This is a genomic window from Streptomyces sp. NPDC004539 (genome assembly GCF_040610055.1).
Lineage (GTDB): Bacteria > Actinomycetota > Actinomycetes > Streptomycetales > Streptomycetaceae > Streptomyces.
Window position 1 is genome coordinate 269,059 of sequence record NZ_JBEXLS010000005.1, and the last position, 26,227, is coordinate 295,285.

Sequence of the window (26,227 nt, forward strand, 5' to 3'; positions counted from 1 at the left end):
TGGAAACTAGCTTCTCTCTATTGGAGAATCAACCATTCGTGCACGATACTCCTTTGCGAGAATCACGTTCTCATCAGCCTTCACAGGAGGGTGCCACGTTGAGTCCCACCACCGACCTCGTAGAGATCGAGCAGCTCCTCGCCCGGTACGCCGTTGCGATGACGCGCGGTGACGTCGACCGGGTGCTGAAGGTCTTCACCCCGGACGGCACGTACAGCGCCTTCGGCGACACGTATCCCCTGGACGAGTTCCCGGCGCTGGTCGCCGCCGCCCCCAAGGGCCTCTTCCTGGTGGGCACTCCGGCCGTCGACCTGGACGGCGACACCGCGACCGGCACCCAGCCCCTGTGCTTCGTCGAGCACTCGGAGCACGAGATGCGCATCGGCTACTACAACGACACGTACGTCCGCACCCCCGAGGGCTGGCGGCTGCGGACCCGCTCGATGACCTTCATCCGGCGCAGCGGCAGCCACGACTCGGGGCGCCCGCACGCCTTCACCCGTTCATGAGGGTCGCCGATTTCCGTGCGGGGCTGCGGAGTTGGCTGGACGAGCGGGACCTGTCCGGCGAGGGGGCGCACGATCTGGACGCCCAGGTCGCCCAACTCGCCCGGGTCCGGCGCGCGTTGTGGGACGCCGGCTGGATGCGGTACGGCTGGCCCGCCGAGGTCGGGGGACTCGGCGGGCCCGAGGTGCTGCGGGCCGTGCTCGGCGAGGAAGTCGCCGCACGGGACCTCGCCGAGCCGGGCATCTGGTCGATGGTCGAGGTGCTCGTCCCGACGCTGATCGACTACGCGCCGCCCGCGCTCGCCGCCGAGCTGGTCCCCCGGCTCCTCGGCGGCGCCGAGCAGTGGTGCCAGGGGTTCTCCGAGCCGGGTTCGGGCAGCGACCTGGCGTCCCTGTCGACGAGGGCCGTACGCGACGGCGACGGGTGGGTCGTCTCCGGCCAGAAGGTGTGGACGAGCCTCGCGCAGTACGCGGCCCGCTGTGTCCTGCTCGCCCGCACGGGCGGCCCGGGGCACGCCGGGATCAGCGCGTTCCTCGTCGACATGGACTCCCCCGGCATCACCGTGCGCCCGCTGCGCACGATGCACGGCGTCGACGAGTTCGCGGAGGTGTTCCTCGACGGCGTGCGGGTCCCGGCCGGGCGCCTGCTCGGGGCGGAGGGGGACGGCTGGCGGCTCGCGACGGACCTCCTCCCCCACGAGCGCTCCACCTGCTTCTGGCACCGGATCGCCCACCTCCACAACCGGCTCGACCGCCTCCTCGCCGCCGGCTGCGAACCCGACGCCGACGCGCTCGGCGCCGTCTGGCTCGGCCTCCACACGGCCCGCTGCCGCTCGGCGGCCACCCAGCGCAGACTGGCGGACGGCGGACGCCTCGGCCCGGAGACGTCCGTCGACAAGATCCTCCTGGCGACCGCCGAGCAGCGCCTCTACGACACCGCCCGCGACCTGCTGCCGGGCGTGATCGAGCTGGGCGAGTCGCCGTGGCGGACGGAGTACCTGTACTCGCGGGCCGCGACCATCTACGGCGGTACGGCCGAGATCCAGCGCAACATCGTCGCCCGCCGTCTGCTGGACCTCGGGAAGGAGTGAGGCACGTGGATGTCACGGAACGCGGCCTGTTGGAGGAGACCCTCCGCAAGGCCCTCGCCACGGGAACCGGCCTCGGCGAGCTGGGGTGGCCCGAGATGCTGGACGAGGAGGGGGTCGTACCGCTGCTGTTCCGGCTGCTCGGGGAGACGGGGGCCTGGGTGCCGGTGGTGAACGACGTGGTGCTGCGGGAGGCGGGGCGGGAGCTCGGGGGAACGGCGCCGCTGCCGTTCGCCGGAGGGGGATGGGTCGAGTGGGGACGGGAAGCGCCGTTCGACGTCCGGCGGGTGTCGGGGGGTTCGGCCGTTCCCCTGGGGGACGGGCGCCGGGCGTTGGGGTGGTGGCTGCTCGGGACCGGGCACGCGATGCTCGGCCTGGCTCGGCAACACGTCCTGGACCGGGAGCAGTTCGGGCGTCCGCTGGCCTCGTTCCAGGCGCTGCGGCACCGGCTCGCGGAGACGTACGTCGCGCTGGAGGGGGCGGAGGCGGCGCTGGAGGCCGCCGACGGGGACACCGGGGCGCTGCTGGGCAAGGCCGCCGCCGGGCGGGCCGCACTGCTCGCCGCCCGGCACTGCCAACAGGCCCTTGGCGGCATCGGGTTCACGGCCGAGCACGCGCTGCACCGGCATGTGAAGCGGGCTCTGGTGCTGGACGGGCTGCTCGGGTCGGCTCGTGAACTGACCCGGGAGGCCGGGGAGTTGCTGCTGCGCGAGGGGCGGGCGCCGCGTCTCGTCGACCTGTGATCGCGTCTCGTCGATCTGTGACCGGGTTTCGTCGACCTGTGAGGGGTGTCATGACCGACTGGAACGATCTGCTGGGCTGCCTCGAACTCGCCACCGTCTCGCCGGGGGTCTTCGAGGGGCGTTCCCAACAGTTGGAGTACCGCAGGCTGTTCGGGGGGCAGTTCCTCGCGCAGTTCGCGCGGGCGGCGGTGCTGGCCGCTCCGGGGAAGGAACTCAAGTCCCTGCACACGCAGTTCACCCGCGAGGGGCGGACCGGGGAGCCGGTGCGCTACGAGGTGGACGTCGTGCAGGAGGGGCGGACCTTCGCGACCGTGCGGCTGGTGGCGCGGCAGGGGCACGGGGTGGTGGCGGTGGCGAGCGCGAGTCTGCACGGGTGGGAGGCGGGGGTTGCACGGCAGACGGTGGAGGCGGTGCCGAGGCTGCCGGGGGTGGAGCGGGGGGTCGAACTCGGGCTGCTTCCCTGGGAGTCGCGGGCCGCGAGTGATCTCGACACGGTGAAGTCCGAGGCGCCGGTGTACGAGCTGTGGACCCGGATTCCGGCGGTGCGGCGGGAGGTGGTGCCCGCAGTGCTGTCGTACGCGACCGACCTGACGCTGATCGGGACGGCGTTGCGGCCGGTGGACGGGGTGACGCAGGGGGGCTCGGGGAGCGTGTTCGCGTCGGCGGTGACGTCGCACACGGTGTGGTTCCACCGGCCGTTGGAGAGCGGGGGGTGGCTGCTGCTGCGGCAGGAGAGTCCCGTCGCGGCGCACGGGCGGTGCTTCGGGCGGGGGGATGTGCTGGGCGAGGGAGGGGAGTTGGTCGCGTCGTACGCGCAGGAGGGGTTGTTGCGGTTCGGGGGCTGAGGAGGACGGCGGACAGGGGCTCCGGTTGTTCGGGGCCCCTCTCTCCGTGTGTCCCGGGCGCCTTCGCGTGCTCAGGGCGCGGGCACCTCCACCACCACCGCCGACCCCATCCCCCCGCCCGCGCACATCGCCGCGACGCCCAACCCCCCGCCCCTGCGCCGCAGTTCGTGCACGAGCGTCACCAGCATCCGCGCCCCCGTCGCCGCCACCGGATGTCCGAGCGAGCAGCCGCTGCCGTTGACGTTGACCGCCTCGGGGTCGAGGCCGAGCCGCCGGATCACGGCGACGGGGACTGACGCGAACGCCTCGTTGATCTCGAACAGGTCGACGTCGGAGACGGCGTACCCGGCCCGCCCGAGCGCCTTGGGAATGGCCAGTACGGGAGCGAGCCCGGTGTCGGCCGGGTCGACGCCCACCGAGGCCCAGGCGCGGACGGTCGCCAGGGCGGGCAGCCCCAACTGCTCGTCCGCCACGGCCAGTACCGCCGCTCCGTCGTTGGCCCCGCAGGCGTTGCCGGCCGTGACGGAGAACCCCTCGATCTCGGGGTGCAGCACCTTCAGCGAGGCGAGCCGCTCCGCGCTGGTGTCCCGGCGCGGGTGCTCGTCGGCGGCGAAGTCCCCGACGGGTACGGTCTCCTCCTTGAACCGCCCCTCGTCCAGGGCGCGTACGGCGTTGCGGTGCGAGCGCAGCGCCCAACCGTCCATGTCGGCGCGGCTGATGCCGGCCTTGACGGCGGTGTTCCAGCCGACGGTGATCGACATGTCCAGGTTGGGGGCGTCGGGCCGGTCGGGGTGGGTGGGCGGCATCCAGGGTTCGCCCCGGACCGTCAACTTGGGTGCCGTGGAGAGCGAGTTGACGCCTCCGGCGAGGATCAGCCGGTCCATGCCGGACCGGATCGAGGCGGCGGCGGTCTGGACGGCCGCGAGGCCGCCCGCGCAGTGCCGGTTGAGGGCGAGGCCGGGGACGTGGGGCAGTCCGGCGGTGAGCGCGGCGTGGCGGGCGACGACTCCGCCGCCGTAGTGGGACTCGGCGAGGACGACGTCGTCCACCAGCCCGGGGTCCAGGCCCCGGGCGGCGGCCGAGAGCACGACGTCCGCCAGTTCGTGGGCCGTCGTGTCTTTGAGGCTCCCCTTGAAGGCGGTGCCGATGGGGGTACGCAGGGCGCTCACGATCACGGCTTCAGGCATCGGCGGACTCCTCCTCCGGGTCGGCCAGTTCGGCGACGAGGGTGCGGCGCAGGATCTTTCCGGTGGCGGTGCGGGGCAGTTCGGGGCGGAAGACGACCGTGTCGGGGGTCTTGGCGGAGCGCAGCCGGCGCCGCGCGAAGGCCCGGATCTCCTCGGGGTCCCCGGAGCCGACGAGGACGGCGACGAGCCGCTGCCCCCACTCCGGGTCGGGCAGCCCGAGCACGGCCGCCTCCTGGACGCCGGGGTGGCGCAGCAGGACGTCCTCGATCTCGGCGGGGGCGATGTTCTCGCCGCCCCGGATGATCGTGTCGTCCGCCCGCCCCTCGACGAACAGATACCCCCCGGCGTCCAGGCGCCCCCGGTCCCGCGTCGCGAACCACCCTTCGCCGTCAAGGCCGTTGACGCCTTCGTACTCGCCGGAGATCTGCTCCCCGCGCACGAACACGAGCCCGCTCTCCCCGGGTTCGACGGGTACGCCGTCCTCGTCCCGGATCTCCACCTCGACCCCGGGCAGCGGACGGCCCGCCGACCCCAACCGGGCCTGGATCAGCGGGTCTTCGGAGGCGAGGGCCCGCCGGTGGTCGTCGGGGCCGAGGACGCACAGGGACGACGAGGTCTCGGTGAGCCCGTAGGCGCCGACGAACCCGGTGCCGGGGAAGCGGCGCAGCGCGCGTTCCACGACGGGGCGCGGGCAGCGGGCGCCGCCGTAGGCGAGGCTGCGCAGGGTGGGGACGTCGGCCGGGGTGTCGTCGGCGGTCAGGCGGGCGAGCATCGTCGGGACGACCATCGCGTGCGTGACGCCCTCGCTCCTGACGGTGCCGAGCCAGTCGTCGGCGTCGAAGTCGGGGAGGTAGACGATGCGGCGGCCCGCGTAGAGGTTCGTGAGGAGGTTCATCAACCCCGCGACGTGGTACGGCGGGAGGGCGACGAGAGTGGCGTCCGCCGGGTCCGCCGAGCCGAAGTCCTGCGTGTTGAAGACGTAGGCGAGGAGGTGGCGGTGGCGCAGGAGAGCGGCTTTCGGGGCGGCCGTGGTGCCGCTGGTGTAGAGGGTGACGGCGGTGGCGTCGCGGTCGTCCGGGGTGGGCTGGGGGTCGGGGTCGCCGGTCGGGGTGAGGAGGGCGTCGAGGTCGTCCTCGGTGAGGAGTGCCGCGCCCGGGTGGCGGTCGACGAGTTCCATCAACTGGGCTTCACCGAGGCGGTAGTTGAGGGGGACGAACGGGACCCCGGCGAGGGCCGCGCCGAACAGGGCGACCGGGTAGGCGAGGTGGCTGCGGCCGAGGTGGAGGACCGCTGTGCGGTCACGGAAGCGGGCTGCCGCGTGGTGGGCGAGGCGCTGGAGGTCGGCGGCCGAGAGGGTGCGTCCGCCCTCGGTGACCGCCGGCCGGTCCCCCGCCGAGGCGGCCATTTCCAGGATCACGGCTATGTTCATGAGAATGGCATTCTCATACACTCAGAGCCTCACTCGCAAGAGAGGGGAACTTCTGTGCAGATCGAGGGTGTCGCAGCGCTGGTCGTGGGCGGCGCGGGCGGGCTGGGCGAGGCGACGGTACGGCGGCTGCACGCGTCGGGCGCGCGGGTCGTCGTCGCGGATCTCGCCGACGAGAAGGGCAAGGCGCTGGAGTCGGAGCTGGGGGTGCGGTACGTCCGGACCGACGCGACCGACGGGGACTCGGTGGGTGCCGCCGTCGAAGAGGCCGTCTCCCTGGGCGAGTTCAGGATCGCCGTCGACTGCCACGGCGGTCCCGCGAGCGGGGGGCGGCTGGTCGGCAAGGACGGCTCGCCCATGCCTCTCGCCGGGTTCCGCACGACCGTCGACGTCTACCTGACGGGCGTCTTCAACGTCCTGCGGCTGGCCGCCGCCGCGATCGGCCGCACCGAGCCGTACGGGGCGGACGGGGGGCGCGGGGTCGTCGTCATGACGTCGTCCATCGCGGCGTACGAGGGGCAGATCGGGCAGCTCCCGTACGCCGCCGCCAAGGGCGGGGTGAGCGCGATGACGCTGGTCGCGGCGCGCGATCTGTCGCCGCTCGGGATACGTGTCGTGTCGGTGGCGCCGGGGACGGTGCTGACGCCCGCGTACGGGAAGGCGGCGGATCAGCTGGAGGCGTACTGGGGGCCGCAGGTGCCGCATCCTCGGCGGATGGGGCGGCCGGAGGAGTACGCGGGGCTGGTGCGGCATCTGTGCGAGAACGACTATCTCAACGGTGAAGTGGTGCGGTTGGACGGGGCGTTGAGGTTTCCGCCGAAGTAGGTGCGTGCGCGCGGGCGGGAGGGTTCCGCCCGGCGCGTGGCGGGGAAACCGACCGTCGCCCGGCGAAGAAGCCGGCCTCCGAGTGGCGGGGAGGCCGGCCGGTGTGTGGCCTCAGCCGTCGATCTCCTGGCGTGCCTTCGCCCACAGCCACCCCGCGTACGCGTGCATCGCCTCGCCCATCCTCGCGTTCTGCTTCCCCGTGAGGGCGCGGGCGTGGCTGCCCTCCAGGAGAGCGGCGAGGCGGAAGCAGGCGAGGACCTGGTACCAGCGGAAGCCGGAGACGTCGCGGCCGGTCAAGTCGCCGTAGTGGGCGACGAGTTCGGCGCGGCCGGGGATGCCGTCCCAGGGCCGGAACTGCGGGTCGCTGCCGGGCGGGTCGCCCTTCTCGCGCCACGCCGTGAGCAGCCACGCTAGGTCGAGGAGGGGGTCGCCGAGGGAGGCCATCTCCCAGTCGACGATCGCCGCGAGGCGTGGTGCGTCGTGGGCGAACATGACGTTGGCGAACTGGAGATCGCCGTGCACGATCCCCGTGGCACCGCTCGGCGGGGTGTGGGCGGTGAGCCAGTCGGCGACCGCGTCGACCTCGGGGGACTCGGTCTCGCGGTAGCCGGGGGTGTCACGGTAACCGTGCAGGATCTTCAGGTACTTGGGGGTCTGCCGCGCCAACCAGCCCTCTGGTTTGCCGAGTTCACCGAGGCCGTGGGCGTACGGGTCGACCTTCGCGAGGCGGGCCGCGCCCTCGACGAACGCGAACGCGACCGTGCGCCGCCAGTCGGCGTCCTCCGCGTAGCGGCCGGGGAGTTGACCCCTCGGCATGAAGCCGTCGATCTTCTCCAGGACGGAGAAGGGGGCGCCGAGGACCCCGGTGTCCCGCACGCTCGCGTACAGGCGGGGGTGGGGGACGTCGGTGCCGGCGAGCGCGGCGAGGACGGTGCCTTCCCGGCGGAAGGCGTCGGAGGCGCCCGCTGCGAGGTGGCGGCCGGGGCGGCGCAGGACGAGTTCGGTGCCGTCGGCCCGGCGGAGGGTGTGGAGCTGGTTCTGGGCGCCGCCGGTGAGGGGGTCGAGGGCGGTGACGGGGCCGGAGCCGGGGAGGGCGGCGAGGCCGGGCCAGGTGTTGAGGAGGGTGAGGTCCGAGGGGGGCTGATCGGCGCTGTCCATCGGGGTGCCGTCGTCCATGGGGGTGTCGTCCGCCTTCTCGTGAGGTGCGGTCACCAGCCCGCCGCCGTCTCCGGGAGTCGCCCCGCGTACTTGGCGCGGGCCGCTTCGAGGCGGGTCGGCAGGTGGGCCGTGCCGAAGTACGGGTCGTCCGCCGGGGTCGCCCGCTTGAGCAACAGGCGTGCCACGACGTCCTGGTGGGCCTCGGTGGGGCCGTCGGCGACGCCGAGGGTGGGGCCGGAGAGCCACATCTTGACGAGGGGGAGTTCGTTGGAGACGCCGAGCGCGCCGTGGATATGGAGGGCGCGGTAGGCGACGTCGACGAGGATCTTCGGGGTGGCGACCTTCACGCCCGACACGTGGAGCCGGGCCTCGCGGGCGTGGTCGCGGTCGCCGGTGCGGGCGGCGCGGTCCATGTGCCAGGCGGCGTGCAGGACTTGGAGGCGGAACTGCTCGATCTGCACCCAGCTGTCGGCGAGTTGATGACGTACGGCCTGCTGGTCGGCGAGGGGTCCGCCTCGGGTACGGCGGGACGCGATCCGTTCCGTCATCATCTCCAGCGCCTTCCCGCACTGGCCGACCGAGCGCATCGCGTGGTGGAGCCGGCCGCCGCCGAGGCGGGTCTGCGCGATGAGGAAGCCGGAGCCGGGTTCGCCGAGGAGGTTGTCGGCGGGGACCCGGCAGCCGGTGAAGCGCAGGTAGGCGTGGACGCCCTCGCCGAGGGGTTCGCCGCCCATGCCGGTGCCGCGCACCATCTCCATGCCGGGTGTCCCGGCGGGGACGAGGATCATCGAGGCGCCCTGGTGGACGGGGACGTCCGGGTCGGTGACGACCATCGCGATCACGAAGGCCGCGAGGGGGTAGTTGGACGCGAACCACTTCTCGCCGTCGATCACCCACTCGTCGCCGTCCCGCACGGCCCGGCACGTGAACCCGCCGGGGTCCGCTCCCCCGGTCGGCTCGGTCATCGCGAACGTCGACACGATCCGCCCGTCGAGCAGCGGCTCCAGGTACTCCTTGCGCTGCTCCTCGGTCGCGTAGTGCGCGAGGATCTCCGCGTTCCCGGAGTCCGGGGCCTGCGTGCCGAAGACCATCGGGGCCCAACTGGAGCGGCCCAGTATCTCGTTGAGCAGTCCGAGGCTGACCTGGCCCATGCCCATGCCGCCCAGCGAGGGCGGCAGATGGGCGGCCCACAGCCCCCGCTCCCGCACCTTGCGCTGCAACGGGCGGACGACTTCGCGGAAGACCTCGCTGTCACGGTCGTACGGATCGGCGTTGCCCGGGAAGAGCACGTCGAGCGGCTCGATCTCCTCACGGACGAACCCGGCGGCCCAGTCCAGCTTCTCCTGGAACTCGGCGTCGGTACTGAAGTCCCACATGACGCACCCTCCATCAGAATGGTGTTCTGACGCTAGCAGAATGCCATTCTCACCACCAGGGACCGGTCGGCTACCGGAGTCGGGGTGCGCGGACCCCCGCCAGCAGGAAGCCGACGAGGTGCTCGATCTCGGCCGGGCCCGGTACCTCCTCGGTGAACAGCCAGTACTGGAGGGCGGCGACGACGGCTCCGGCGACGGTGCGCGCGGTGCGCAGCGGGTCGGCCGCGCCCAACTCGGCGGCGGGCTGGGCGAAGAGCGCGGCGAGGGCGTCCACGAGGGCGACGGTGACCTGTCCGCCGTGCGGCCCGGCGCCGCTGCCGTTGGCGAGAACTGCCCTGATTTTGCGGGCCAGTTCGGCGTCGGAAGCCTGCCTGACCAGCGCACCGAGCCCGGCTCTGAGGCGGGCCTCGGGGCTGTCGTCGGCAGCCCGTGCGAGACACCTGCGGACCTGCTCGACGACCGCCCGCGCACCCCGCTCGACGATGGCCTCGACCAGGGCGTCCTTGCTGCCGAAGCGACGGTAGAAGGCGTCGTTGGACGAGCCGGCGGCGGCGACGATGTCGGCGACCCGGGGCCGCCGTCCGCCGCCCGCCACCATCAGCGCGAGCCCGGCGTCCAGCAGCGCCTCGGCCTCGGCGCTCTCTCGATCCACCGGCCTCAGAATGCTATTCTGCATGCTTGAGAATCTTACTCTCACTCAGGAGAACGCTCCAGGAGGCGGGATGGGATACGCGGACGACCTCTTCGACCTGACCGGCAGGACCGTCCTCGTCACCGGCGGCAGCCGGGGGCTCGGCCGCGCGATGGCCTTCGGCGCGGCCCGCTGCGGGGCGGACGTGGTGATCGCGAGCCGGACGTACGAGGCGTGCGAGGCGGTGGCGGCGGAGATCACCCGCGAGACCGGGCGGGCGGCGCTCCCCCACGCCGTCCACCTGGGGCGGTGGGACGAGCTTCCGGGGCTGGTGGACGCCGTCTACGAGCGGTTCGGGCGGCTGGACGGCGTCGTCAACAACGCCGGGATGAGTCCGGTGTACGACGACCTCACCACCGTGACCGAGAAGATGTTCGATTCCGTACTGAACCTCAACCTCAAGGGGCCGTTCCGGCTGTCGGTGCTGGCGGGGACCCGGATGGCGGAGGCGGGTGGGGGGTCGATCGTCAATGTCAGTTCGACGGGGTCGATCCGGCCCCGGCCGGGGATCGTGCCGTACGCCGCCGCGAAGGCCGCGCTCAACAGCGTGTCCGAAGGGCTCTCGCAGGCCCTCGGGCCGGGGGTGCGGGTCAACACGCTCATGTGCGGGCCGTTCGCGACCTGGGCCACGCGGGGCTGGCAGGACGATCCGGAGCGGCTCGCCGAGGGGGTCCGGCCGCACGCGCTCCAGCGGATCGGGGAGCCCCGCGAGATCGTCGGCGCGGCCCTGTACCTGCTGTCCGACGCGTCGTCGTACACGACGGGCGCGATGCTGCGGGTGGACGGGGGGATGCCTTAGCCGATGCCCTGGCCGGCGCCCTGGCCGGTGCCCTGGCCGGTGAACGCACCTGGTCAGCGGCTGTCCGCCGACTGTGTCATCGTGTCCCCACGGAACCCCGTACCTGTGTTCGGCATCCATACAGGTGAACGGGGACGGCGGACGGATCACACGGGAGCGGCACGATGCACTGGCGGATCAAGGGAGTGGCGGCGGCCTGCGCCCTTCTCGTCGCGGGCCTGGGGACGGGCTGTACGACCGAGTCCTCGGCGGACTCCCGGCCGGCGGACTCGCCGTCCGGTTCCGGTGCCGCGTCGTCGAGTGCGGCGCCCTCCGCGAATCCCCGGGCCGCCGTCGAGGCCGCCTACCGGAAGTGGGGGCTCAAGCCGCTCGCCGAGGCGCCGGAGCCGCCCGCGACGAAGCCGGTGCAGCTGAAGTCCGGCGGGCAGATACCGGTGATCAGCGAGATACCCACCAAGGAGAAGATCGTCTTCCTGACGTTCGACGACGGGACCGAGCAGGACCCCGAATTCATCACGATGATGCGGGAGTTGAAGCTCCCGATCACGATGTTCCTCACGAACGCCGCGATCAAGAACGACTACGGCTACTTCACGAAGCTCCAGTCCCTCGGCAACCCCGTCGAGAACCACACCCTCACCCACCCCAACCTCCCCACGCTCGGCGCCGCCGCCCAGCAGGAGGAGATCTGCGGCCAGCAGACCAAGCTCAAGGACCACTACGGCACCGCCCCCCGCCTCTTCCGCCCGCCCTACGGCAACTGGAACGAGGCCACCCGCACCGCCGCCGCCTCCTGCGGACTCCAGGCCATCGTCCTGTGGCGCGAGTCCATGCAGATCAAGAACATGCAGTACCAACTCCCCGGCAAGAAGCTCCGCCCCGGCGACATCATCCTCGCCCACTTCCGCGGGCCGTCCGAGCTCAAGGGGCGGACCATCACGCAGATGACGGTCAACATGCTCCGGCACATCGAGGAACAGGGATTCACGGTGGCTCGGCTGGAGGACTACCTCTGACCCGCCCGCGCCCCCTCGGTCCGCCGCGACCATGACATCGTGCCGACGTGGAACACCTCATCGGCACCCAGCACCCACCCCACCGCCTCACCGACCCAGCGGAGACGATCACCGTGCTCGAAGCGGCGGTGCCCGGCCTGCTCCGGCACCGCCGTACGGCCCCGGAGCCTCCCGACTGGGCTCGCATCGAGGGTGCCCTGGGGCTTCGACTGCCGCCGGACTTCCGGCTGCTGGCGGAGCTGTACCCCACCTTCGTCCTCGCCGGCTTCCTCCACGTCCCGCTCCCCGCACCGGCTCACGAGAGCCGCTGGCTCGACGGTGTCGACCACGAGCTGGAGATCGTGCGGGACTGGTGGGAGGACGGGTCGTCGATCGGCCTGTCTCCGCATCCGGCGCCCGGCGGGCTGCTGCCGTGGGCGAGTTCGTACTCCGGGGACGTGTTCCTGTGGACCACGGACGAGCCCTGGCGCGTCACGGTCGCCTCGCGGAATCTGGAATGGTGGCACTACTCCGGTGGGGCCGTGCAGTTCGTCGCGGAGTGGGTTTCCGGAGGGCTGGAGCCCTGGGCGTTGCCTGAACTCGGCGCCGCGGTGCAGGTGTTCAGGTGAAGTCGCCGTGTTCGCCGAGGCCGGGTGGGGGGCCGTAGACGGGTTCGTGGCCGGTGACGTGGATGGGGGTGCCGACGAGGCGGTAGTCGCCGGCCTGGACGATCGCGTCCGGCGCGTCGGCGAGGGCCTCCGGGAGGGTGTGTACGGCCGAGGCCGGGACGTGGAGGGGGCGGAGGCGGGATTCCCAGGAGGTGGCGGTGTCGGTGGAGAGGGCTTTGGTGACGGCGGCGGTCAACTCGGCTCGGTGTGAGGCGCGTTCGGACATGGTGGTGAAGCCTTCTATGCCCGCCTCGGTGGCGAAGGCGTGCCAGAAGGTGTCGTGGGTGATGAAGAGGGAGAGGTGGCCGTCGGCGGTGGGGAAGAGCTGGGCGGGGGCGTAGTAGGCGTGGGCGCCGCCGAGGCGGCGGGGGGTCTTGCCCTCGTTGAGCCAGGCAGAGGCGTGGTAGTTGAGCTGGGAGAGCATCACGTCTCGGAGGGAGACCTCGACTTGGCCGCCGCGTCCCGCGACCACCTGTGCGAGGAGGCCCAACGCCGCTGTCAGGCCCGCCGAGTTGTCCGCCGAGGAGTAGCCGGGGAGCTGGGGCGGGCCGTCGGGGTCGCCGGTGAGGGAGGCGATGCCGGTGGCGGCCTGGACGACGTAGTCGAAGGCGGGGGCGTCGCCCGCGTCCATGCCCCAGCCGGTGAGGGCGACGCAGACGATACGGTCGTTCCAGGGCTTGAGGGCCTCGTACGTGAGACCGTAGCGGCGGACCGCCGAGGGTTTCAGGTTGACGAGCAACGCGTCGGCCCCGCGCACGAGTTCATGGAGGCGGGCCTGCCCCTCCTCGGCGGCGAGGTCGACGCGGATCGACCGCTTGCCCCGGTTGAGACTCGCGAAGTACGCGTCGGACACCTGCCGGGAGAGATCCCCGCCGGGCGGCTCCAACTTGGTGACCTGGGCGCCCAGATCCGCGAGGAGCATCGTCGCGTAGGGCCCGGCGAGGATGTGGCCGACCTCCAGGACGCGCAGCCCGGCCAGCGGGCCACGCGTCGCGGACCCGCCGTCCGTCACCGGCCCGCCATCCATCGCGGGCCCACCATCCGTCGCGGGCCCGCCGCTCCCCTCGGCCCCACCGCTCACCGCAACCCCGCCGCGATCGCCGCGACGGCGTCACGGGTACGGAGCTTGGAGGCGACCAGCTCGTCCCGCCCCTTGCCGATCGGCAGGAGCCGTACGGACAGGTCGGTGACCCCCGCGTCCGCGAACCGCCGGAAGCGGGCGGCGATGGCCTCCTCGTCCCCGGCGGCGCACAGGTCACCGACGTCGCGGGCGTCGCCGTACTCCAGCAGGCGCTGGTAGTTGGGGGACACCTCCGCCTCCCCGAGGATACGGTTGGCGCGCTCGCGGGCGGCGTCGGCCTCGTGCGGCGCGCACAGGCAGACGGGGATGCCGGCGACGACACGCGGCGCCGAACGCCCGGCCGCCTCGGCCGACTTGGTGAGGGTGGGGACGACATGCTCGCCGACGGCCCGCTCGTCCGCCATCCACAGCACCGTCCCGTCGGTCAACTCCCCGGCGATACGCAGCATCACGGGCCCGAGCGCGGCCACCAGCACCGGCAGCGGGGAGTCCGGCGAGATGCTCAGCGGATTGTGCACCCGGAAGTGCGCGTTCTCGACGTCCACCGAACTCCACCCGGCGAACGCGGCGTTGAGGACTTCGAGGTAGGACCGGGTGTACGCGGCGGGCTTCTCGTACGCGACCCCCAGCATGTCCCGGACGATCCAGTGGTGCGAGGCCCCCACCCCGAGCGCGAGCCGGCCGCCGGCCGCCGCCTGCACGGACATCGCCTGCCGGGCCAGCACGACCGGGTGCTGGGCGTGCACGGGCACGACCGCCGTCCCCAGCTCGATGCGTGAAGTCGCCTGCCCCATCAGGGAGACGGCGGTCAGCGCGTCGAAGTCGGTCGGCACCTGCGGCACCCACACGGTGTCGAACCCGGCCTCCTCCGCCCAGCGCGCGTCCTCTACCATCCGCTGCGCCTTGTACGCGGCGTCCCCCCGCTCGGGTCCGCTCATCACTCCGACTCGCATGTCACTCCTGTCCTGTGGTGAGCGCGCGGATGTCCGCCACGATGTCGTCCAGCGAGGTCCCGGTCGGATACACCCCGACGGCCCCGGCCTCCCGCAGCCGTTCGACGTCCCCGGCGGGGATCGTCCCCCCGACGACGACCGGGATGTCCTCTCCCCCGGCCGCCCTGAGCGCCTCCAACGTCCGCCGGGTGAGGGCGAGATGGGCGCCGGAGAGGATGGACAGCCCGACGAGCGCGACGTCCTCCTGTACGGCGGTGGCGGCGATGTCGTCGACGCGGTGCCGGATGCCGGTGAACACGACCTCGAACCCGGCGTCCCGCAGCCCGCGCGCGACGAGCTTGGCGCCCCGGTCGTGTCCGTCGAGTCCGGGTTTGGCGACGAGTACCCTTACCGGGCCCGCATTGTGAGGGATCATCAGAACACCACCGGCTGCCGGAACTCGCCCCACACCTCGCGCAGGGCCCCGGTCATCTCCCCGACCGTGCAGTACGCGTTGGCGCAGTCGACGAGCGGCCCCATCAGGTTGACGTCGCTCAAGGCGGCCTGCTTCAACTCCGCGAGCCGCGCCCGTACTTCGGCCCCGCTGCGGTCGGCCTTGACCTGCGCGAGGCGTTTCAGCTGGCGTTCGCGGCCGTCGGCGTCGAGTTCGTAGGTCGCGAGGTCGGGCGGCGGTTCGTCGACGGTGAACCTGTTGACGCCGACGACGGTCCGCTCGCCGGAGGTGACGGCCTGGTGCAGGCGCCAGGACTCGTCGGCGATGAGTGTCTGGAGGTAGCCGTCCTCGATGCAGCGGACCATCCCGCCGTGCGCCTCCAGGTCGGCCATGATCCGCTCGACGCGTTCCTCGGTGGCGTCGGTGAGGGCCTCCACGAAGTACGAACCCCCCAGCGGGTCGGCGACCTTGGTGACCCCGGTCTCGTGGGCGAGGATCTGCTGGGTGCGCAGCGCGAGCGTCGCGGACTCCTCGCTGGGCAGCGCGAACGGCTCGTCCCAGGCGGCGGTGAACATGGACTGCACCCCGCCGAGGACGGACGCGAGGGCCTCGTAGGCGACGCGGACGGTGTTGTTGCGGGCCTGCGGCGCGTACAGCGAGGCCCCGCCGGCGACGCAGCCGAAGCGGAACATGCACGCCTTGTCGGTCGTCGCCCCGAACCGGTCGCGCACGATGGTCGCCCAACGGCGGCGCCCGGCACGGTACTTGGCGATCTCCTCGAAGAACTCGCCGTGCGTGTAGAAGAAGAAGGAGATCTGCGGCGCGAACTGATCGATCGTCATACGCCCGCGTTCCAGGACGGTTTCGCAGTAGGTGACGCCGTCGGCGAGGGTGAACGCCATCTCCTGGACGGCCGTCGCGCCCGCGTCGCGGAAGTGCGCCCCGGCGACGGAGATCGCGTTGAAGCGGGGGACCTCGGCGGCGCAGAACTCGATGGTGTCGGCGATGAGCCGCAGGGAGGGTTCGGGCGGCCAGATCCAAGTCCCCCTGGACGCGTACTCCTTGAGGATGTCGTTCTGGATGGTCCCGGTGAGTCTCGCGCGCGGGATGCCGCGTTTCTCGGCGGCGGCGACGTAGAGCGCGAGGAGGATCGCGGCGGTGCCGTTGATGGTGAAACTGGTGCTGATCCGGTCGAGGGGGATCGTGTCGAAGAGGATCTCCGCGTCGGCCAGGGTGTCGACAGCGACGCCGACGCGGCCGACCTCGTCGGTGTACTCGGGGTCGTCGGAGTCGTAGCCGCACTGGGTGGGCAGGTCGAGGGCGACGGAGAGACCGGTGCCGCCCTGGTCGAGGAGGTAGCGGTAGCGCCGGTTGGACTCCTCGGGGGTGCCGAAGCCGGAGTACTGGCGCAGGGTCCAGGTGCGGCCCCGGTAGCCGGTGGGGTAATTGCCGCGTGTGAAGGGGTGGTTGCCGGGGTCGGGTGGTTCGACGGGGCGGTCGGCGGGGCCGTACACCGCCTTGAGGGGGATACCGGAAGCGGTCGTGGGATCGGTCATCGCAGCTGGTCCTTCAGCACCTTTCCGGTGGCGGTGAGCGGGAGTTCGGTGCGGAACTCGACGTACCGGGGGACCTTGAAGCCCGCCATCCGCTCCTTCGCCCAGGCGATCAGCGCGGCTTCGGTGACCTCGGCGCGCGGGACGACGTACGCCTTGCCGACCTCGCCCATGCGAGCGTCGGGGACGCCGACGACGGCGACCCGGGCGACGGCGGGGTGGCGCAGCAGGTAGTTCTCGATCTCGGCGGGGTAGGCGTTGAAGCCGCCGACGACGAACATGTCCTTCTTGCGGCCGACGATCCTCAGGCGCCCTTCGGCGTCCAACTCCCCCAAGTCGCCGGTGTGGAGCCAGCCTTGGGCGTCGACCGCGTCGGCGGTGGCCTTCGGGTCGTCGAGGTAGCCGCGGGTCACGGAGTAGCCGCGGACGAGGACTTCGGCGTCGTCAGCGATCCGCACCTCGACGCCCGCGCAGGGTCGGCCGACGGTGGTGGCGATCGCCTCGTAGGAGTCGCCGGGGCGGGAGGCGGTGACAGTGCCGGCCTCGGTGAGGCCGTAGCCGGTCATGAGGTGGGTGAAGGGGAGTTCGGTGGTGATGCGGCGGACCAGTTCGACGGGGATGTCCGCCGAGCCGGTCACCGCGACCCGCAGCGACCCCAAGTCCCGTGTGCCGTCCGCCTCCAGGAGGGAGTGGTAGAGGGTGGGCGGCCCCGGCAGGACCGTCACCTTCTCGCGCTCGACCAGTTCAAGGACCCGTTCGACGTCGAACACGGCGACCGGCAGCATGGTCGCGCCCCGGACGAGGGAGGCGACGATGCCCGCGTGCAGGCCGAAGATGTGGAAGAACGGGTTGACCATCAAGTACCGGTCCCCGGTGCGCAGTTGCGCGAGGTCGCACCACTCCGTGTAGAGCCTCAGGATCTGCGCGTGCGTCGTCATGACACCCTTGGGCCGTCCGGTCGTCCCCGAGGTGAAGATGATGTCGGCCAAGTCGTCGCCGTCGACGGCGAGTTCGAGCGGCTCCCCGGAGGCGAGGAAGTCGTCCGTCCCGAGGTCGATCACGCGGACCCCGGGCGGGCCGGTGAACTCCCGTTCCAGGAAGCCGTTCTGGACGAGCAGCAGTCGCGCGCCGCTGCGGACGACGATGTCGTGGGCCTCCTCGTCACGGAACCGCGTGTTGACGGGGACGACGACGGCGCCGGCGGTGAGGATGCCGAGGACGGCGACGATCCACTCGGCGGAGTTGGGCGCCCACAGCGCGACCCGGTCGCCGGGCGCGACGCCCGCCGAGGCGAACGCCCCCGCCGTACGCCGGACTTGGGCGGCGAGGTCGCTGAACGTGAGGCGCAGCTCGCCGTCGACGACGGCCTCGGCGGCGCCGTACGACTCGGCGGCGAGCCGGACCAGTTCGGGGATGCTGCGGGCGCCGGTCATGCGTCGATCAGCCGGGCCAGGTTGCCGCCCATGACCTTGGCCTTGTCCTCCTCGGAGAGTTTCACGAGGTGGTCGACGTAGGTGACGGGGTCGGCGAGGCCCTCGGGGTGGGGGTAGTCGGAGCCGAACAGGACGCGTTCGATGCCGACGAGGTCGCCGAGGGCGGCCATGTCCTCCTCCCAGAAGGGGCTGATGTGGATGTTGCGGCGGAAGACCTGGACGGGGTCCTCCTGGAACTCGTGCGGCATCTTCTTGTGGACGTCGGCGAGGCGGGCGAGGACCGGTTCGACCCAGGAGGCGCCGTTCTCGATGACGGCGACCTTGAGGTCGGGGAACCGGGAGAGCGCGCCGTGGCAGATCAGCGAGCTGACCGCGTCCTCGATCGGCCGCCACTCGTTGACCTGCCGGAACGCGTTGGGCTTGAACGGCAGGAACTCGCGCCGGTTGCCCTCCCAGTCGTTGGCGTAGTTCGCGTACCCGGAGTCGGAGGAGTGGAAGGCGACGAGGACGCCGGTCTCCACGACGCGCTTCCAGAACGGGTCGAACTCGGGCAGCGCGAAGGAGCGGGTGCCGCCGTGGCCGGGGACGGGCGCGGGGCGGATCAGGATCGCGCGGGCCCCGCGTTCGACGACCCAGTTCAGCTCGGCGATCGCCTTGTCGACGAGGGGGAGCGTGATGACGGGGACGGTGAAGATGCGGTCCTTGTAGGCGAAGCCCCAGGTCTCGTGGAGCCACTGGTTGAGGGCGTGGATGACCGCGTGGATCAACTCCGGGTCGTCCTTCATGCGTTCCTCGATGAGGCTCGCCAACGTCGGGAACATCAGGCTGCGTTGAATGCCGAGGTCGTCCATCAGGGCCAGGCGCGGGGCGGGTTCGCGGAAGGCGGGGATCGCGCGCATCGGTTCGCCGAAGATCTCGCGGCGGGTCTTGCCGGTGGGGTTGCCGACCTTGAAGTACTCCTCCATCGCGCCGGGGCGGGCGACGACGTCGAAGGTGGGGTTCGGGATGTACTCGCTGATCTGGCCCCGGATCGCGATCTTCGTCCGGCCCCGGACGGTGACGTACTCGATGGCCCCGTCGTACTCCTTCGGCAGGTAGCGGGTGAGCGCTTCCTGGGTCTCGTAGAGGTGGTTGTCCGCGTCGAAGAGCGGATAGGCGAGCGAACGCGAAGGCATGAGATCCTCCTTGACGGATTGAGAGAATCGTATTCTCACAAGGTGCCGGCCGCAATGCGCTCACGGAGGACGAACTTCTTCACCTTTCCGCTCGCGGTGCGCGGCAGGTCGGCCAGCGCGTGGATCTCCTCGGGCCACTTCTGCCGCGCCAGCCCCGCGTGTTCGAAGTGCAGGCGCACGTCGGCGAGGCTCGGCGCGGACCGTCCGTCGAGCATCCGCAGTACGGCCGCGGCCCGTTCACCGAACCGTGGATCGGGGACGCCGACGACGGCCGCCTCGGCGACGCCGTCCAGCGCGAGCAGGACCTCCTCGACCTCAGGGGCGCTGATGTTCTCGCCGCCCCGGATGATGACGTCCGCCTTGCGGCCGGTGATGGTGAGCCGGCCCTCCGCGTCCGACTCGCCCAGGTCTCCGGTGCGGTACCAGCCGTCGGCGTCGAACGCGGCCCGGGTCAGGGCCGGATCGGTGTAGCCGAGGCACAGGTCGGGGCCCCGGGTGAGGATCTCGCCGTCCTCGGCGAGCCTCAACTCGACGCCGGGCAGCGGCAGTCCGTCCGTGTGGAGGCGTTCGGCGGCCGGGCCGTCGTAGGGGGTGCAGGTCACGGAGGGGTGCTCGGTGGAGCCGTACGCGCGGAAGACGGTGATGCCGAGCGACTCCAGGCGGGTCGTCACGGCGGAGGGGACCGAAGCGCCGCCCAGGCCCGCGTACTTGAGGCGGGCGACATGGGCGGGGGTGCAGTCGGGGTGGTCGAGCAGGCTCGTCATGTAGTAGGTCGCGCCGCCGCCGACGGCGAGCCCCTCGTCCCGCAGCAGGGCGAGCGCCTGCGCCGGGTTCCAGGTGTCGCCGAGGTGGACGGGCGTGCCGTCGAGGACGGGGATGAGGAAGGCGTTGACCATGCCGATGAAGTGGCCGACGGGGGCGACGGTGAACTGCCGCCCCCGGTCCGGGGGATAGCTCGCGGCGAGCTGGCGGGTCTCGCAGCCGAGGGTGCGGTGGCTGTGGACGACGCCCTTGGGGTCACGGGTCGTCCCGGAGGTGAAGGCGATCAGCGCCGGGGCGCCGGGGTCCACCGGCAGGACGCCCGACAGCGGTTCGCCGGCGAGGAGTTCGTCGAAGTCCCGGCCCACGACACCGGTCACGGGCACGTCCGCCGCGAGCACCGGATCGAACGCCAGGTGCCCGAAGCGCTCCGGCGCGAAGTACGCCTTCGGCCGGGTGGCGCGCAGGATGTAGCCGACCTCCTTCGGGCCGTAGAAGTGCACGATCGGTACGACGACGGCGCCGAGGAACGCGGCGGCCCAGAACACGGCGGCGGCCTCGACCCAGTTGGGCAGCTGCATCGCCACGGTGTCGCCCGGGCCGACGCCGCGTTCCCTCAGGCCGGCCGCGAGTCTGCGGGCGAGCGTCTCGACGTCGGCGAACGTGCCCTGCCAGGGCCGGAGTTCGGAGTGGACGCGGAACTCGACGCCACCGGCCTTGGCGAGACCCTCGGCGAGCAGGTCACCGAGAGTCCGGTCGGTCCACCAGCCGGAGCTCTCGTAGTGGGCGGCGAGCGCGGGCGGGACCGTCCGCAGGGCGTCCGGGGGAATCGTCGTCATGGCAGCTCCTCACGAGGGCCGTGTACGAGAGACAAGAGCCGTGTACGAGAATTGCACTCTCCCATGGCGAGAAGGTAAGTTCCATACATGGCACGCGACCACGGCTTCCATCCGGTGCGGATCACCCGGATCGTCGACGAGACGCCGGATGTGCGCACCTTCACCCTCGACGCCGACTTCCCCTACCGCGCAGGTCAGTTCCTCACGTTCAAGGCGTGCGGGACCCTGCGCAGCTACTCGATGTCCAGCTCGCCCGACACGGACGGCGAGCTGTGCGTGACCGTCAAGCGGGTACCGGGCGGCCTGGTGTCGGGGTGGATGCACCGCGAGCTGAGGCCGGGTGACACGCTGGAGGCGACGCTTCCGGCCGGGACGTTCTGCCTGCGGGACGAGTCCGCCGGGCGGCCGTTGGTCGCGTACGCGGGTGGCAGCGGCATCACGCCGGTGTTCTCACTGGCGAAGAGCGCCCTGGCGACAACCACCAGACCCGTGCGGATTCTGACGGCTCATCAGAGCGCGCCGGCCGAGATATTCGAGCCGGGACTGGCCGAGCTGACCGCGCGGCACTCCCGACGGCTGGAGATCCTGCGGCACTTGGACAACCGGGACGGACTGGTCACCGAGGACGAGATCCGGGGCCTGGCCGACCCCGGCGCCGATCACTACCTGTGCGGACCCGAGCCGTTCATGGCGCTCGTGGAGAAGGTGCTGCTCGCGGAGGGGGTGTCGGCCGAGCGGATCTTCGTCGAACGGTTCGCCTCCGCGCCGGAGCCGGCGTCCCCGGCCGTCCCCGACACCGGTTCCGTCACCGTCGTCCTGCGCGGGGACAGCCGTACCGTCCCCCAGCGGCCCGGCGAGACGCTGCTCTGGAGCGCGCGCCGGGCCGGGTTCATGCCGCCGTTCTCCTGCGAGGCCGGGGACTGCGCGACCTGCATGGCCCGGATCACCGCGGGGGAGATCAAGATGCGGGTGAACAACGCCCTGGACGCCGACGAGGTCGAGGAGGGCTGGGCGCTGACGTGCCAGGCCGAGCCGACGACCTCCGAGGTGACCGTGGTGTACGAGGACTGACCCCCGAACGACCGGAAGGCCGCGCATGGTTGAGCTGGAGCTCCAGGACGGGCTGGCTGTCGTCACGATCGACCGCCCGCACGCCCGCAACGCCATCGACCCCGCCACGATGGGCGAGTTGGAGAAGGCGCTCGACGGCGCCGAGGGCGCGTGGGCGCTCGTCGTGACGGGGGCCGGTGACAAGGCGTTCGTGTCGGGCGGGGACCTCAAGGAGCTGGCGAAGCTGCGGACCCTGGAGGAGGCGGCCGGGATGGCGCTGAGGATGCGGGCGCTGTGCGACCGGATCGCCGCGTTCCCGGGGCCCGTCGTCGCCGCGCTGAACGGGCACGCGTTCGGGGGCGGAGCCGAGGTCGCCGTCGCCGCCGACATCCGGGTCGCCGCCGACGACGTCCGCATCGCCTTCAACCAGACGAAGCTGGCCATCGTGCCCGCGTGGGGCGGGGCCGAGCGGCTCGCCCGGCTCGTGGGGCCCTCGCGGGCGCTGCTGCTCGCGGGGAGCGGGCGGGTGCTGGGCGCGGCGGAGGCGGAGCGGCTGGGGCTGTTCGACGTCGTGCTGCCGCGGGCCGGATTCGCCGACGGGTGGCGGGAGTTGGCGCTCTCGCTGGCCAACCGGCAGGCGGGGGAGGTCAAGCGGCTGACGACCGGTGCCCGTACGCCGGACGAGGCGGCCGACGCCTTCGCCCGGCTGTGGGTGGCGGAGGAACACTGGGAAGCGGCGGAGAAGGTGATGTCCCGTGGCAAGTGAAGTGCGCGTGGAGGAAGGGCCGTTCGGGCCGGAGGTGCACCCCGAGGGCGCCTCGCCCGCCGACCGCACCCTGCTGTATCTGCACGGCGATCCGCGGCTCGCGGGCACCCCGCAGGACGCGCTGCCGACGGCGCGCGAACTGGCGCGGCGCACCGGCCAGTCGGTGGTGTGCGCCCGCTACCGGCCGCGTTTCCCCCTGGCGTTGGACGACGTGCACGCCGCGTGGGAGCACTGCCACGCGCGAGGTCCGGTGGCGGTCGCCGGCAAGCGGCTCGGCGCGACCCTCGCCGCGGCCCTCCTGCTGCGCCTGCGCGACACGGACGCGACGCCGCCCACCTGCGCGGTCCTGACCTCGCCGATCCTGGACTTCACCCTGGACGCCCCCAGCCTGTACTTCAACGCGGCGGCCGACCGTACGGTGGACGCCGACACCCTGCGGCTGCGCGCCGCCGCGTACATCGGTCTCACCCCGCCGACCGACCCCCTGCTCAGTCCCCTGCACGGCAATCTGCACGGTCTTCCGCCCGTCCAGGTGCACGCGGCCGGGACCGAGGTCCTGCTCGACGACGCCCTCTCCTTCGCGACCCGCGCCGCGCACTCGGGGGTCGCCGTGGACCTGCGGATCTACGAGGACGCCTCGGCGCAGGGGCTGCGCCAGCTCACGGCGGCGGCGGAGTTCCTGCGGGAGTGGTGCGGGACGGCTCGGCTCACCACCCCCGGCCTCACCCCTTGACGCCGCCCTCCTCGACCCCCCGGAAGAAGAACCGCTGCAACCCGAAGAAGAACACCAGCACCGGCGCCACCGCGACGATCGTCCCGGCCGCCACCACCCGGGGGTTGTCGAAGAACGTGCCCCGCAGCGCGTTCAGGCCGACGGTCAGCGTGTACTTGTCCTGGTCGGACAGGACGATCAGCGGCCACAGGAAGTCGTTCCAGGACCCGACGAACGCGAAGATCGCCACGACCGCCATCGCCCCCTTCACCTGCGGTACGCAGATCAGGGCGAACCGTTTCCACACGTTCGCCCCGTCGATGACGGCCGCCTCCTCCAGCGCGAGGGGCAGCGCGAGGAAGGCGTTGCGCATGAGGAGGACGTTGAGGGCGGCGACGGCCGTCGGGAGGGCCACGCCCAGCAGCGTGTCGTTCAGCCCGAGCGAACGCATCAGCAGGAACTGCGCGACGATGACCGTCTCCCCCGGCACGAGCAGCGCGGCGACGAACACGGACAGCGCGAGTCCGCGCCCCCGGAACCGCAGCCGGGCCAGGGCGAACCCGGCGCAGGTCGCCCCGGCGACGTTCGCGGCGACGGAGATCAGGGCGACGAGCGTGGAGTTGAGGAGGTAGCGCGGTACGGGGACGCGCTGGACGACCTCCCGGTAGTTCCCGAACGTCGGGTCGCTCGGGAGGAGTTGGGGTGGCCGCGTGTACAGGTTGTCGCCCGCGCCCTTGAAGGACAGGGAGAGCTGCCACAGGAACGGGCCGACGAGGACGACGAACACCGCCGTCAGCAGCACGTACCGCAGCACACCACGGCCCGCCCTCACTCCGCGTCCCCGTCCCGCCGCTGCATGCGCAGCTGCACGACCAGCAGCGCGAGCGTGAGCACGAACATGACGACGCTGACGGCCGTCGCGTACCCGGTGTCGGCCGAGAGGCCCGTGCCCTCCCGCTGGATGAGCATCGTCATCGTGATGTCCTTGCCGCCCGTCCCGCCGGTGTTCCCGGAGAGCACGTACACCTCGCTGAACACCCGGAACGCGGCCACCGACGACAGGACGCCGACCAGTGCCATCGTGGAGCGGACCCCGGGGACCGTCACCGACAGGAACGACCGCACGGCCCCCGCGCCGTCGACGGACGCGGCGTCGTACAGGGCCCGCGGGATGTGGGCGAGGGCGGCCAGGTAGATGACCATGTAGTACCCCGCGCCGGTCCACACGGTCACGAACATCGCGCTGATCAGCAGCAGCCAGCGGTCCGCGATGAACGGCACCGGCTCCGAGACCAACCGGGCCCAGGACAGCGCCTCGTTGACGAGTCCCCGGCTGTCGAGCAGGTTCGTCCAGATCAGGCCGACGGCGACGGCCGACATGACGACCGGGGTGTAGAAGGCGCTGCGGAACACCCCGACGAGCCGCCCGGGCCGGCTGACGAGGGCCGCCAGCAGGAGGGGGAGCACGACCATGAACGGGACGACGCAGACGACGTACAGCGTGGAGTTGAGCAGGGCCGTCCAGAAACGCGGATCGTCGCTCAGGCGGCGGTAGTTGTCGAGCCCGACGAACCGGCCGCCGCGCACCATCGTCGCGTCGGTGAAGGAGAGGACGACGGTGTTGAGGAACGGGAAGAGGACGAAGACGGCGGTGACGGTGAGGCCGAGGGCGAGGAAGAGCCAGGGGGCGGACCACCGGTGGTGGGTACGGCCGGCCGCTCCCCTTCCCTCGGCCTTCCGGGGTATGCCGGCGGCGTCGGTGTCCGCCTCCGTCATGACGGGTGCCGTCACGCCCGGCTGAGCTTCTCGTTGCAGAACGCGACCGTGTCGTCGAGGGCCTTCTTCGGTGACTTGTCGCCCTTGAGCGCGAGGGCGACCTGTTCGCGGAGTTCGTCGACCATCGCCTGGGAGAAGGCGGGCGGCCAGTACACGACGGCCCGGCCGACCTGCGCGGCGGCCTCGACGCGGACGCGGCCCTCGTCGGTGCCGTCGTCCTTCGTGAAGTACGGGTCGTCCAGGGTGTTCACGGTCGCGGGGAAGATCGCCGCCCGGTGGGCGAAGGCGAGTTGGTTGGCCTTGTTCGTCGCGAACTTGGCGAAGGCGACGGCCGTCGCCGCGTTGCGGGTCTTCGAACTCACCGCGAGGGACTCGATGTACATGTTCGGCGCGGCGTTCGCGACGATCGGTCCGACGGCGACGCTCTTGTAGATGTCGGGGGCGTTCTTCTTGAAGTCGGCGAGGTTGTAGGCGCTGCCGGGGAGCCAGCCGAGCTGTCCCGCCTTGAACTTGTCGACCTCGCCGACCTGCTTCTCGTTGAGGATGTCCTCGGTGAGCGCGCCGGAGTCGTACATCTCCTTGTAGCGGGTGAGGAGTTCGACGCCCTTGGCGCTGTTGAAGGTGAACGCGGTGGCGTCCTTGTTCATCAGCTCGACGCCGTACGTCCCGAACGTCTCGATGACGGGGGTGCGGCCGAGCATGGAGTACGCGCCCTTCGCGGACGCCGCCATCCGGTCGGCCTGGGTGAAGAGTTCGTCGTAGGTACGGGGGAGGTTCTTGGGGTCGAGTCCGGCCTCGGCCATCAGCTTCGTGTTGAAGAAGGAGGGGCCGGTGTTGAGGTAGAAGGGGTAGCCGTAGGTGCCGCCGTCGATGCCGGGCCAGGTCATGGCGTTCCAGGCGGCGGGCAGGAAGTCGGCCTTCGCGGTGGGGTCGGCCTTGGCGACGTCGAGGAGCATGCCGGCGCCGGCCAGGGTGTAGCCGGCCTCGGGGCCGAGGTCCATGACGTCGGGGAGGGTGCCCGCGGCGGCGTCGGCGGAGAGCTTCTCGGAGTAGCCGTCGGCGGGCTGGTCGATCCACTTCACCTTCGCGCCGGGGTGTTCCTTCTCGAAGGCGACGGCGAGGGCGGTGAAGTAGGCGGCGTAGTTGCCTTTGAGGTTCCAGGTCTGGAAGGTGATCGAGCCGGTGACCTTGCCGTCGACCGGGCCGTCGGTGGTGCCGCCGGAGTCGTCTCCGCCGCCCACTCCGCACCCGGCCAGGATCAGGATCGCTCCGGCGATGCCGAGACGTCTCATGCGTGAACTCCCTCGCGTCGGTCGGTCGGTTCGGCGAGTTCGCGTGCGATTGCCGTCCCGGGCGGGGCGGTTCACGGCCTCGGGCGGGGGGTGGCGAG

General features: G+C 71.8%; 26 protein-coding genes. 11 read left to right on the forward strand and 15 right to left on the reverse strand.

From position 1 onward, the window contains the following. Window positions 1-98: 98 nt before the first annotated feature. The 4 genes from ABZX85_RS12965 to ABZX85_RS12980 are packed head-to-tail and all read left to right on the forward strand — an operon-like array spanning window position 99 to window position 3,182. Window positions 99-509, forward strand: coding sequence for a nuclear transport factor 2 family protein (locus tag ABZX85_RS12965; protein WP_355866016.1), 411 nt, complete (start codon window positions 99-101; stop codon window positions 507-509). Then, window positions 506-1,597 carry an acyl-CoA dehydrogenase family protein gene (locus tag ABZX85_RS12970; protein WP_355866019.1) on the forward strand — a complete coding sequence of 364 codons (1,092 nt, stop codon included), beginning with the start codon at window positions 506-508 and terminating at the stop codon, window positions 1,595-1,597. Before ABZX85_RS12965 ends, ABZX85_RS12970 begins: the two co-directional genes overlap by 4 nt. A 5-nt stretch (window positions 1,598-1,602) precedes the next feature. Next, window positions 1,603-2,337 (forward strand): acyl-CoA dehydrogenase family protein, encoded by a 735-nt coding sequence (locus tag ABZX85_RS12975; protein WP_355866022.1) that lies wholly within the window; start codon window positions 1,603-1,605, stop codon window positions 2,335-2,337. Window positions 2,338-2,387: 50 nt separating this feature from the next. Further along, window positions 2,388-3,182: an acyl-CoA thioesterase domain-containing protein gene (locus ABZX85_RS12980; protein WP_355866025.1), complete on the forward strand. Its 795-nt coding sequence runs from the start codon at window positions 2,388-2,390 to the stop codon at window positions 3,180-3,182. A gap of 71 nt (window positions 3,183-3,253) precedes the next feature. Here ABZX85_RS12980 and ABZX85_RS12985 read toward each other — a convergent pair whose 3' ends face one another. Next, window positions 3,254-4,369, reverse strand: a complete 1,116-nt coding sequence (locus ABZX85_RS12985) for a thiolase family protein (protein ID WP_355866028.1) — start codon at window positions 4,367-4,369, stop codon at window positions 3,254-3,256. After that, window positions 4,362-5,798 (reverse strand): AMP-binding protein, encoded by a 1,437-nt coding sequence (locus ABZX85_RS12990; protein WP_355866030.1) that lies wholly within the window; start codon window positions 5,796-5,798, stop codon window positions 4,362-4,364. Before ABZX85_RS12990 ends, ABZX85_RS12985 begins: the two co-directional genes overlap by 8 nt. A 54-nt stretch (window positions 5,799-5,852) precedes the next feature. On the opposite strand from ABZX85_RS12990, the gene ABZX85_RS12995 reads away from it, so the two are divergent. Next, a complete protein-coding gene (locus tag ABZX85_RS12995; RefSeq protein ID WP_355866033.1) occupies window positions 5,853-6,620 on the forward strand; it encodes an SDR family oxidoreductase in 768 nt (255 codons plus the stop codon). A gap of 111 nt (window positions 6,621-6,731) precedes the next feature. Here ABZX85_RS12995 and ABZX85_RS13000 read toward each other — a convergent pair whose 3' ends face one another. The 3 genes from ABZX85_RS13000 to ABZX85_RS13010 form a co-directional block, all read right to left on the reverse strand. Further along, entirely contained in the window at window positions 6,732-7,832 is a 1,101-nt protein-coding gene (locus ABZX85_RS13000; RefSeq protein WP_355866036.1) for a phosphotransferase family protein, read from the reverse strand. Next, window positions 7,829-9,154 carry an acyl-CoA dehydrogenase family protein gene (locus tag ABZX85_RS13005; protein ID WP_355866039.1) on the reverse strand — a complete coding sequence of 442 codons (1,326 nt, stop codon included), beginning with the start codon at window positions 9,152-9,154 and terminating at the stop codon, window positions 7,829-7,831. Before ABZX85_RS13005 ends, ABZX85_RS13000 begins: the two co-directional genes overlap by 4 nt. A 70-nt stretch (window positions 9,155-9,224) precedes the next feature. Beyond that, entirely contained in the window at window positions 9,225-9,830 is a 606-nt protein-coding gene (locus ABZX85_RS13010; RefSeq protein ID WP_355866042.1) for a TetR/AcrR family transcriptional regulator, read from the reverse strand. A gap of 46 nt (window positions 9,831-9,876) precedes the next feature. Here ABZX85_RS13010 and ABZX85_RS13015 point away from each other — a divergent pair, with 46 nt between their 5' ends. From ABZX85_RS13015 to ABZX85_RS13025, 3 genes are all read left to right on the forward strand, one after another. Further along, window positions 9,877-10,644 (forward strand): glucose 1-dehydrogenase, encoded by a 768-nt coding sequence (locus tag ABZX85_RS13015; protein WP_355866045.1) that lies wholly within the window; start codon window positions 9,877-9,879, stop codon window positions 10,642-10,644. 164 nt (window positions 10,645-10,808) lie between these two features. Beyond that, a complete protein-coding gene (locus tag ABZX85_RS13020) occupies window positions 10,809-11,660 on the forward strand; it encodes a polysaccharide deacetylase family protein (protein ID WP_355866048.1) in 852 nt (283 codons plus the stop codon). Window positions 11,661-11,707: 47 nt separating this feature from the next. Next, the gene (locus ABZX85_RS13025) at window positions 11,708-12,268 is read left to right on the forward strand and encodes an SMI1/KNR4 family protein (protein WP_355866051.1); all 561 of its coding nucleotides are present in this window, start codon (window positions 11,708-11,710) and stop codon (window positions 12,266-12,268) included. Here the strand turns inward: ABZX85_RS13025 and ABZX85_RS13030 are convergent. The 7 genes from ABZX85_RS13030 to ABZX85_RS13060 are packed head-to-tail and all read right to left on the reverse strand — an operon-like array spanning window position 12,261 to window position 20,533. After that, the gene (locus tag ABZX85_RS13030; RefSeq protein ID WP_355866054.1) at window positions 12,261-13,334 is read right to left on the reverse strand and encodes a CoA transferase; all 1,074 of its coding nucleotides are present in this window, start codon (window positions 13,332-13,334) and stop codon (window positions 12,261-12,263) included. The genes ABZX85_RS13025 and ABZX85_RS13030 overlap by 8 nt on opposite strands. A 50-nt stretch (window positions 13,335-13,384) precedes the next feature. Beyond that, complete coding sequence (locus tag ABZX85_RS13035; RefSeq protein ID WP_355866057.1) at window positions 13,385-14,341, reverse strand: TIGR03564 family F420-dependent LLM class oxidoreductase; 957 nt, start codon at window positions 14,339-14,341, stop codon at window positions 13,385-13,387. Between the two features lies 1 nt (window position 14,342). After that, on the reverse strand, window positions 14,343-14,756 hold the full coding sequence (locus tag ABZX85_RS13040) for a cobalamin-dependent protein (protein WP_355866060.1): 414 nt from the start codon (window positions 14,754-14,756) through the stop codon (window positions 14,343-14,345). Beyond that, window positions 14,756-16,330: a methylmalonyl-CoA mutase family protein gene (locus ABZX85_RS13045; protein WP_355866063.1), complete on the reverse strand. Its 1,575-nt coding sequence runs from the start codon at window positions 16,328-16,330 to the stop codon at window positions 14,756-14,758. Before ABZX85_RS13045 ends, ABZX85_RS13040 begins: the two co-directional genes overlap by 1 nt. After that, window positions 16,327-17,760 (reverse strand): FadD3 family acyl-CoA ligase, encoded by a 1,434-nt coding sequence (locus tag ABZX85_RS13050; protein WP_355866066.1) that lies wholly within the window; start codon window positions 17,758-17,760, stop codon window positions 16,327-16,329. Before ABZX85_RS13050 ends, ABZX85_RS13045 begins: the two co-directional genes overlap by 4 nt. Beyond that, window positions 17,757-18,935 carry an amidohydrolase family protein gene (locus ABZX85_RS13055; protein ID WP_355866068.1) on the reverse strand — a complete coding sequence of 393 codons (1,179 nt, stop codon included), beginning with the start codon at window positions 18,933-18,935 and terminating at the stop codon, window positions 17,757-17,759. The genes ABZX85_RS13050 and ABZX85_RS13055 overlap by 4 nt, the downstream gene beginning before the upstream one ends. 35 nt (window positions 18,936-18,970) lie before the next feature. Then, window positions 18,971-20,533 carry an AMP-binding protein gene (locus ABZX85_RS13060; protein WP_355866071.1) on the reverse strand — a complete coding sequence of 521 codons (1,563 nt, stop codon included), beginning with the start codon at window positions 20,531-20,533 and terminating at the stop codon, window positions 18,971-18,973. 87 nt (window positions 20,534-20,620) lie between these two features. Here ABZX85_RS13060 and ABZX85_RS13065 point away from each other — a divergent pair, with 87 nt between their 5' ends. The 3 genes from ABZX85_RS13065 to ABZX85_RS13075 are packed head-to-tail and all read left to right on the forward strand — an operon-like array spanning window position 20,621 to window position 23,082. Next, complete coding sequence (locus ABZX85_RS13065; RefSeq protein WP_355866074.1) at window positions 20,621-21,604, forward strand: ferredoxin--NADP reductase; 984 nt, start codon at window positions 20,621-20,623, stop codon at window positions 21,602-21,604. Window positions 21,605-21,629: 25 nt separating this feature from the next. Continuing rightward, window positions 21,630-22,349 carry an enoyl-CoA hydratase/isomerase family protein gene (locus ABZX85_RS13070; protein ID WP_355866077.1) on the forward strand — a complete coding sequence of 240 codons (720 nt, stop codon included), beginning with the start codon at window positions 21,630-21,632 and terminating at the stop codon, window positions 22,347-22,349. Further along, window positions 22,339-23,082 carry an alpha/beta hydrolase fold domain-containing protein gene (locus ABZX85_RS13075; protein WP_355866080.1) on the forward strand — a complete coding sequence of 248 codons (744 nt, stop codon included), beginning with the start codon at window positions 22,339-22,341 and terminating at the stop codon, window positions 23,080-23,082. Before ABZX85_RS13070 ends, ABZX85_RS13075 begins: the two co-directional genes overlap by 11 nt. Here ABZX85_RS13075 and ABZX85_RS13080 read toward each other — a convergent pair. The 3 genes from ABZX85_RS13080 to ABZX85_RS13090 are packed head-to-tail and all read right to left on the reverse strand — an operon-like array spanning window position 23,072 to window position 26,129. Further along, on the reverse strand, window positions 23,072-23,893 hold the full coding sequence (locus ABZX85_RS13080) for a carbohydrate ABC transporter permease (protein ID WP_355866082.1): 822 nt from the start codon (window positions 23,891-23,893) through the stop codon (window positions 23,072-23,074). The two genes, ABZX85_RS13075 and ABZX85_RS13080, sit on opposite strands and share 11 nt — an antisense overlap. Beyond that, entirely contained in the window at window positions 23,890-24,852 is a 963-nt protein-coding gene (locus ABZX85_RS13085; protein ID WP_355866085.1) for a sugar ABC transporter permease, read from the reverse strand. The genes ABZX85_RS13080 and ABZX85_RS13085 overlap by 4 nt, the downstream gene beginning before the upstream one ends. After that, complete coding sequence (locus tag ABZX85_RS13090; protein ID WP_355866088.1) at window positions 24,849-26,129, reverse strand: sugar ABC transporter substrate-binding protein; 1,281 nt, start codon at window positions 26,127-26,129, stop codon at window positions 24,849-24,851. Before ABZX85_RS13090 ends, ABZX85_RS13085 begins: the two co-directional genes overlap by 4 nt. Window positions 26,130-26,227: the final 98 nt, after the last annotated feature.

Bases quoted from the DNA above. Each gene is read 5' to 3' on its own strand.
- ABZX85_RS12970 (WP_355866019.1), top strand. From the start codon at position 506: ATGAGGGTCGCCGATTTCCGTGCGGGGCTGCGGAGTTGGCTGGACGAG.
- ABZX85_RS12980 (WP_355866025.1), top strand. From the start codon at position 2,388: ATGACCGACTGGAACGATCTGCTGGGCTGCCTCGAACTCGCCACCGTC.
- ABZX85_RS12985 (WP_355866028.1), bottom strand. From the start codon at position 4,369: ATGCCTGAAGCCGTGATCGTGAGCGCCCTGCGTACCCCCATCGGCACC.
- ABZX85_RS12990 (WP_355866030.1), bottom strand. From the start codon at position 5,798: ATGAACATAGCCGTGATCCTGGAAATGGCCGCCTCGGCGGGGGACCGG.
- ABZX85_RS13005 (WP_355866039.1), bottom strand. From the start codon at position 9,154: ATGTGGGACTTCAGTACCGACGCCGAGTTCCAGGAGAAGCTGGACTGG.
- ABZX85_RS13010 (WP_355866042.1), bottom strand. From the start codon at position 9,830: ATGCAGAATAGCATTCTGAGGCCGGTGGATCGAGAGAGCGCCGAGGCC.
- ABZX85_RS13015 (WP_355866045.1), top strand. From the start codon at position 9,877: ATGGGATACGCGGACGACCTCTTCGACCTGACCGGCAGGACCGTCCTC.
- ABZX85_RS13020 (WP_355866048.1), top strand. From the start codon at position 10,809: ATGCACTGGCGGATCAAGGGAGTGGCGGCGGCCTGCGCCCTTCTCGTC.
- ABZX85_RS13030 (WP_355866054.1), bottom strand. From the start codon at position 13,334: ATGGATGGCGGGCCGGTGACGGACGGCGGGTCCGCGACGCGTGGCCCG.
- ABZX85_RS13035 (WP_355866057.1), bottom strand. From the start codon at position 14,341: ATGCGAGTCGGAGTGATGAGCGGACCCGAGCGGGGGGACGCCGCGTAC.
- ABZX85_RS13040 (WP_355866060.1), bottom strand. From the start codon at position 14,756: ATGATCCCTCACAATGCGGGCCCGGTAAGGGTACTCGTCGCCAAACCC.
- ABZX85_RS13045 (WP_355866063.1), bottom strand. From the start codon at position 16,330: ATGACCGATCCCACGACCGCTTCCGGTATCCCCCTCAAGGCGGTGTAC.
- ABZX85_RS13050 (WP_355866066.1), bottom strand. From the start codon at position 17,760: ATGACCGGCGCCCGCAGCATCCCCGAACTGGTCCGGCTCGCCGCCGAG.
- ABZX85_RS13055 (WP_355866068.1), bottom strand. From the start codon at position 18,935: ATGCCTTCGCGTTCGCTCGCCTATCCGCTCTTCGACGCGGACAACCAC.
- ABZX85_RS13060 (WP_355866071.1), bottom strand. From the start codon at position 20,533: ATGACGACGATTCCCCCGGACGCCCTGCGGACGGTCCCGCCCGCGCTC.
- ABZX85_RS13065 (WP_355866074.1), top strand. From the start codon at position 20,621: ATGGCACGCGACCACGGCTTCCATCCGGTGCGGATCACCCGGATCGTC.
- ABZX85_RS13070 (WP_355866077.1), top strand. From the start codon at position 21,630: ATGGTTGAGCTGGAGCTCCAGGACGGGCTGGCTGTCGTCACGATCGAC.
- ABZX85_RS13090 (WP_355866088.1), bottom strand. From the start codon at position 26,129: ATGAGACGTCTCGGCATCGCCGGAGCGATCCTGATCCTGGCCGGGTGC.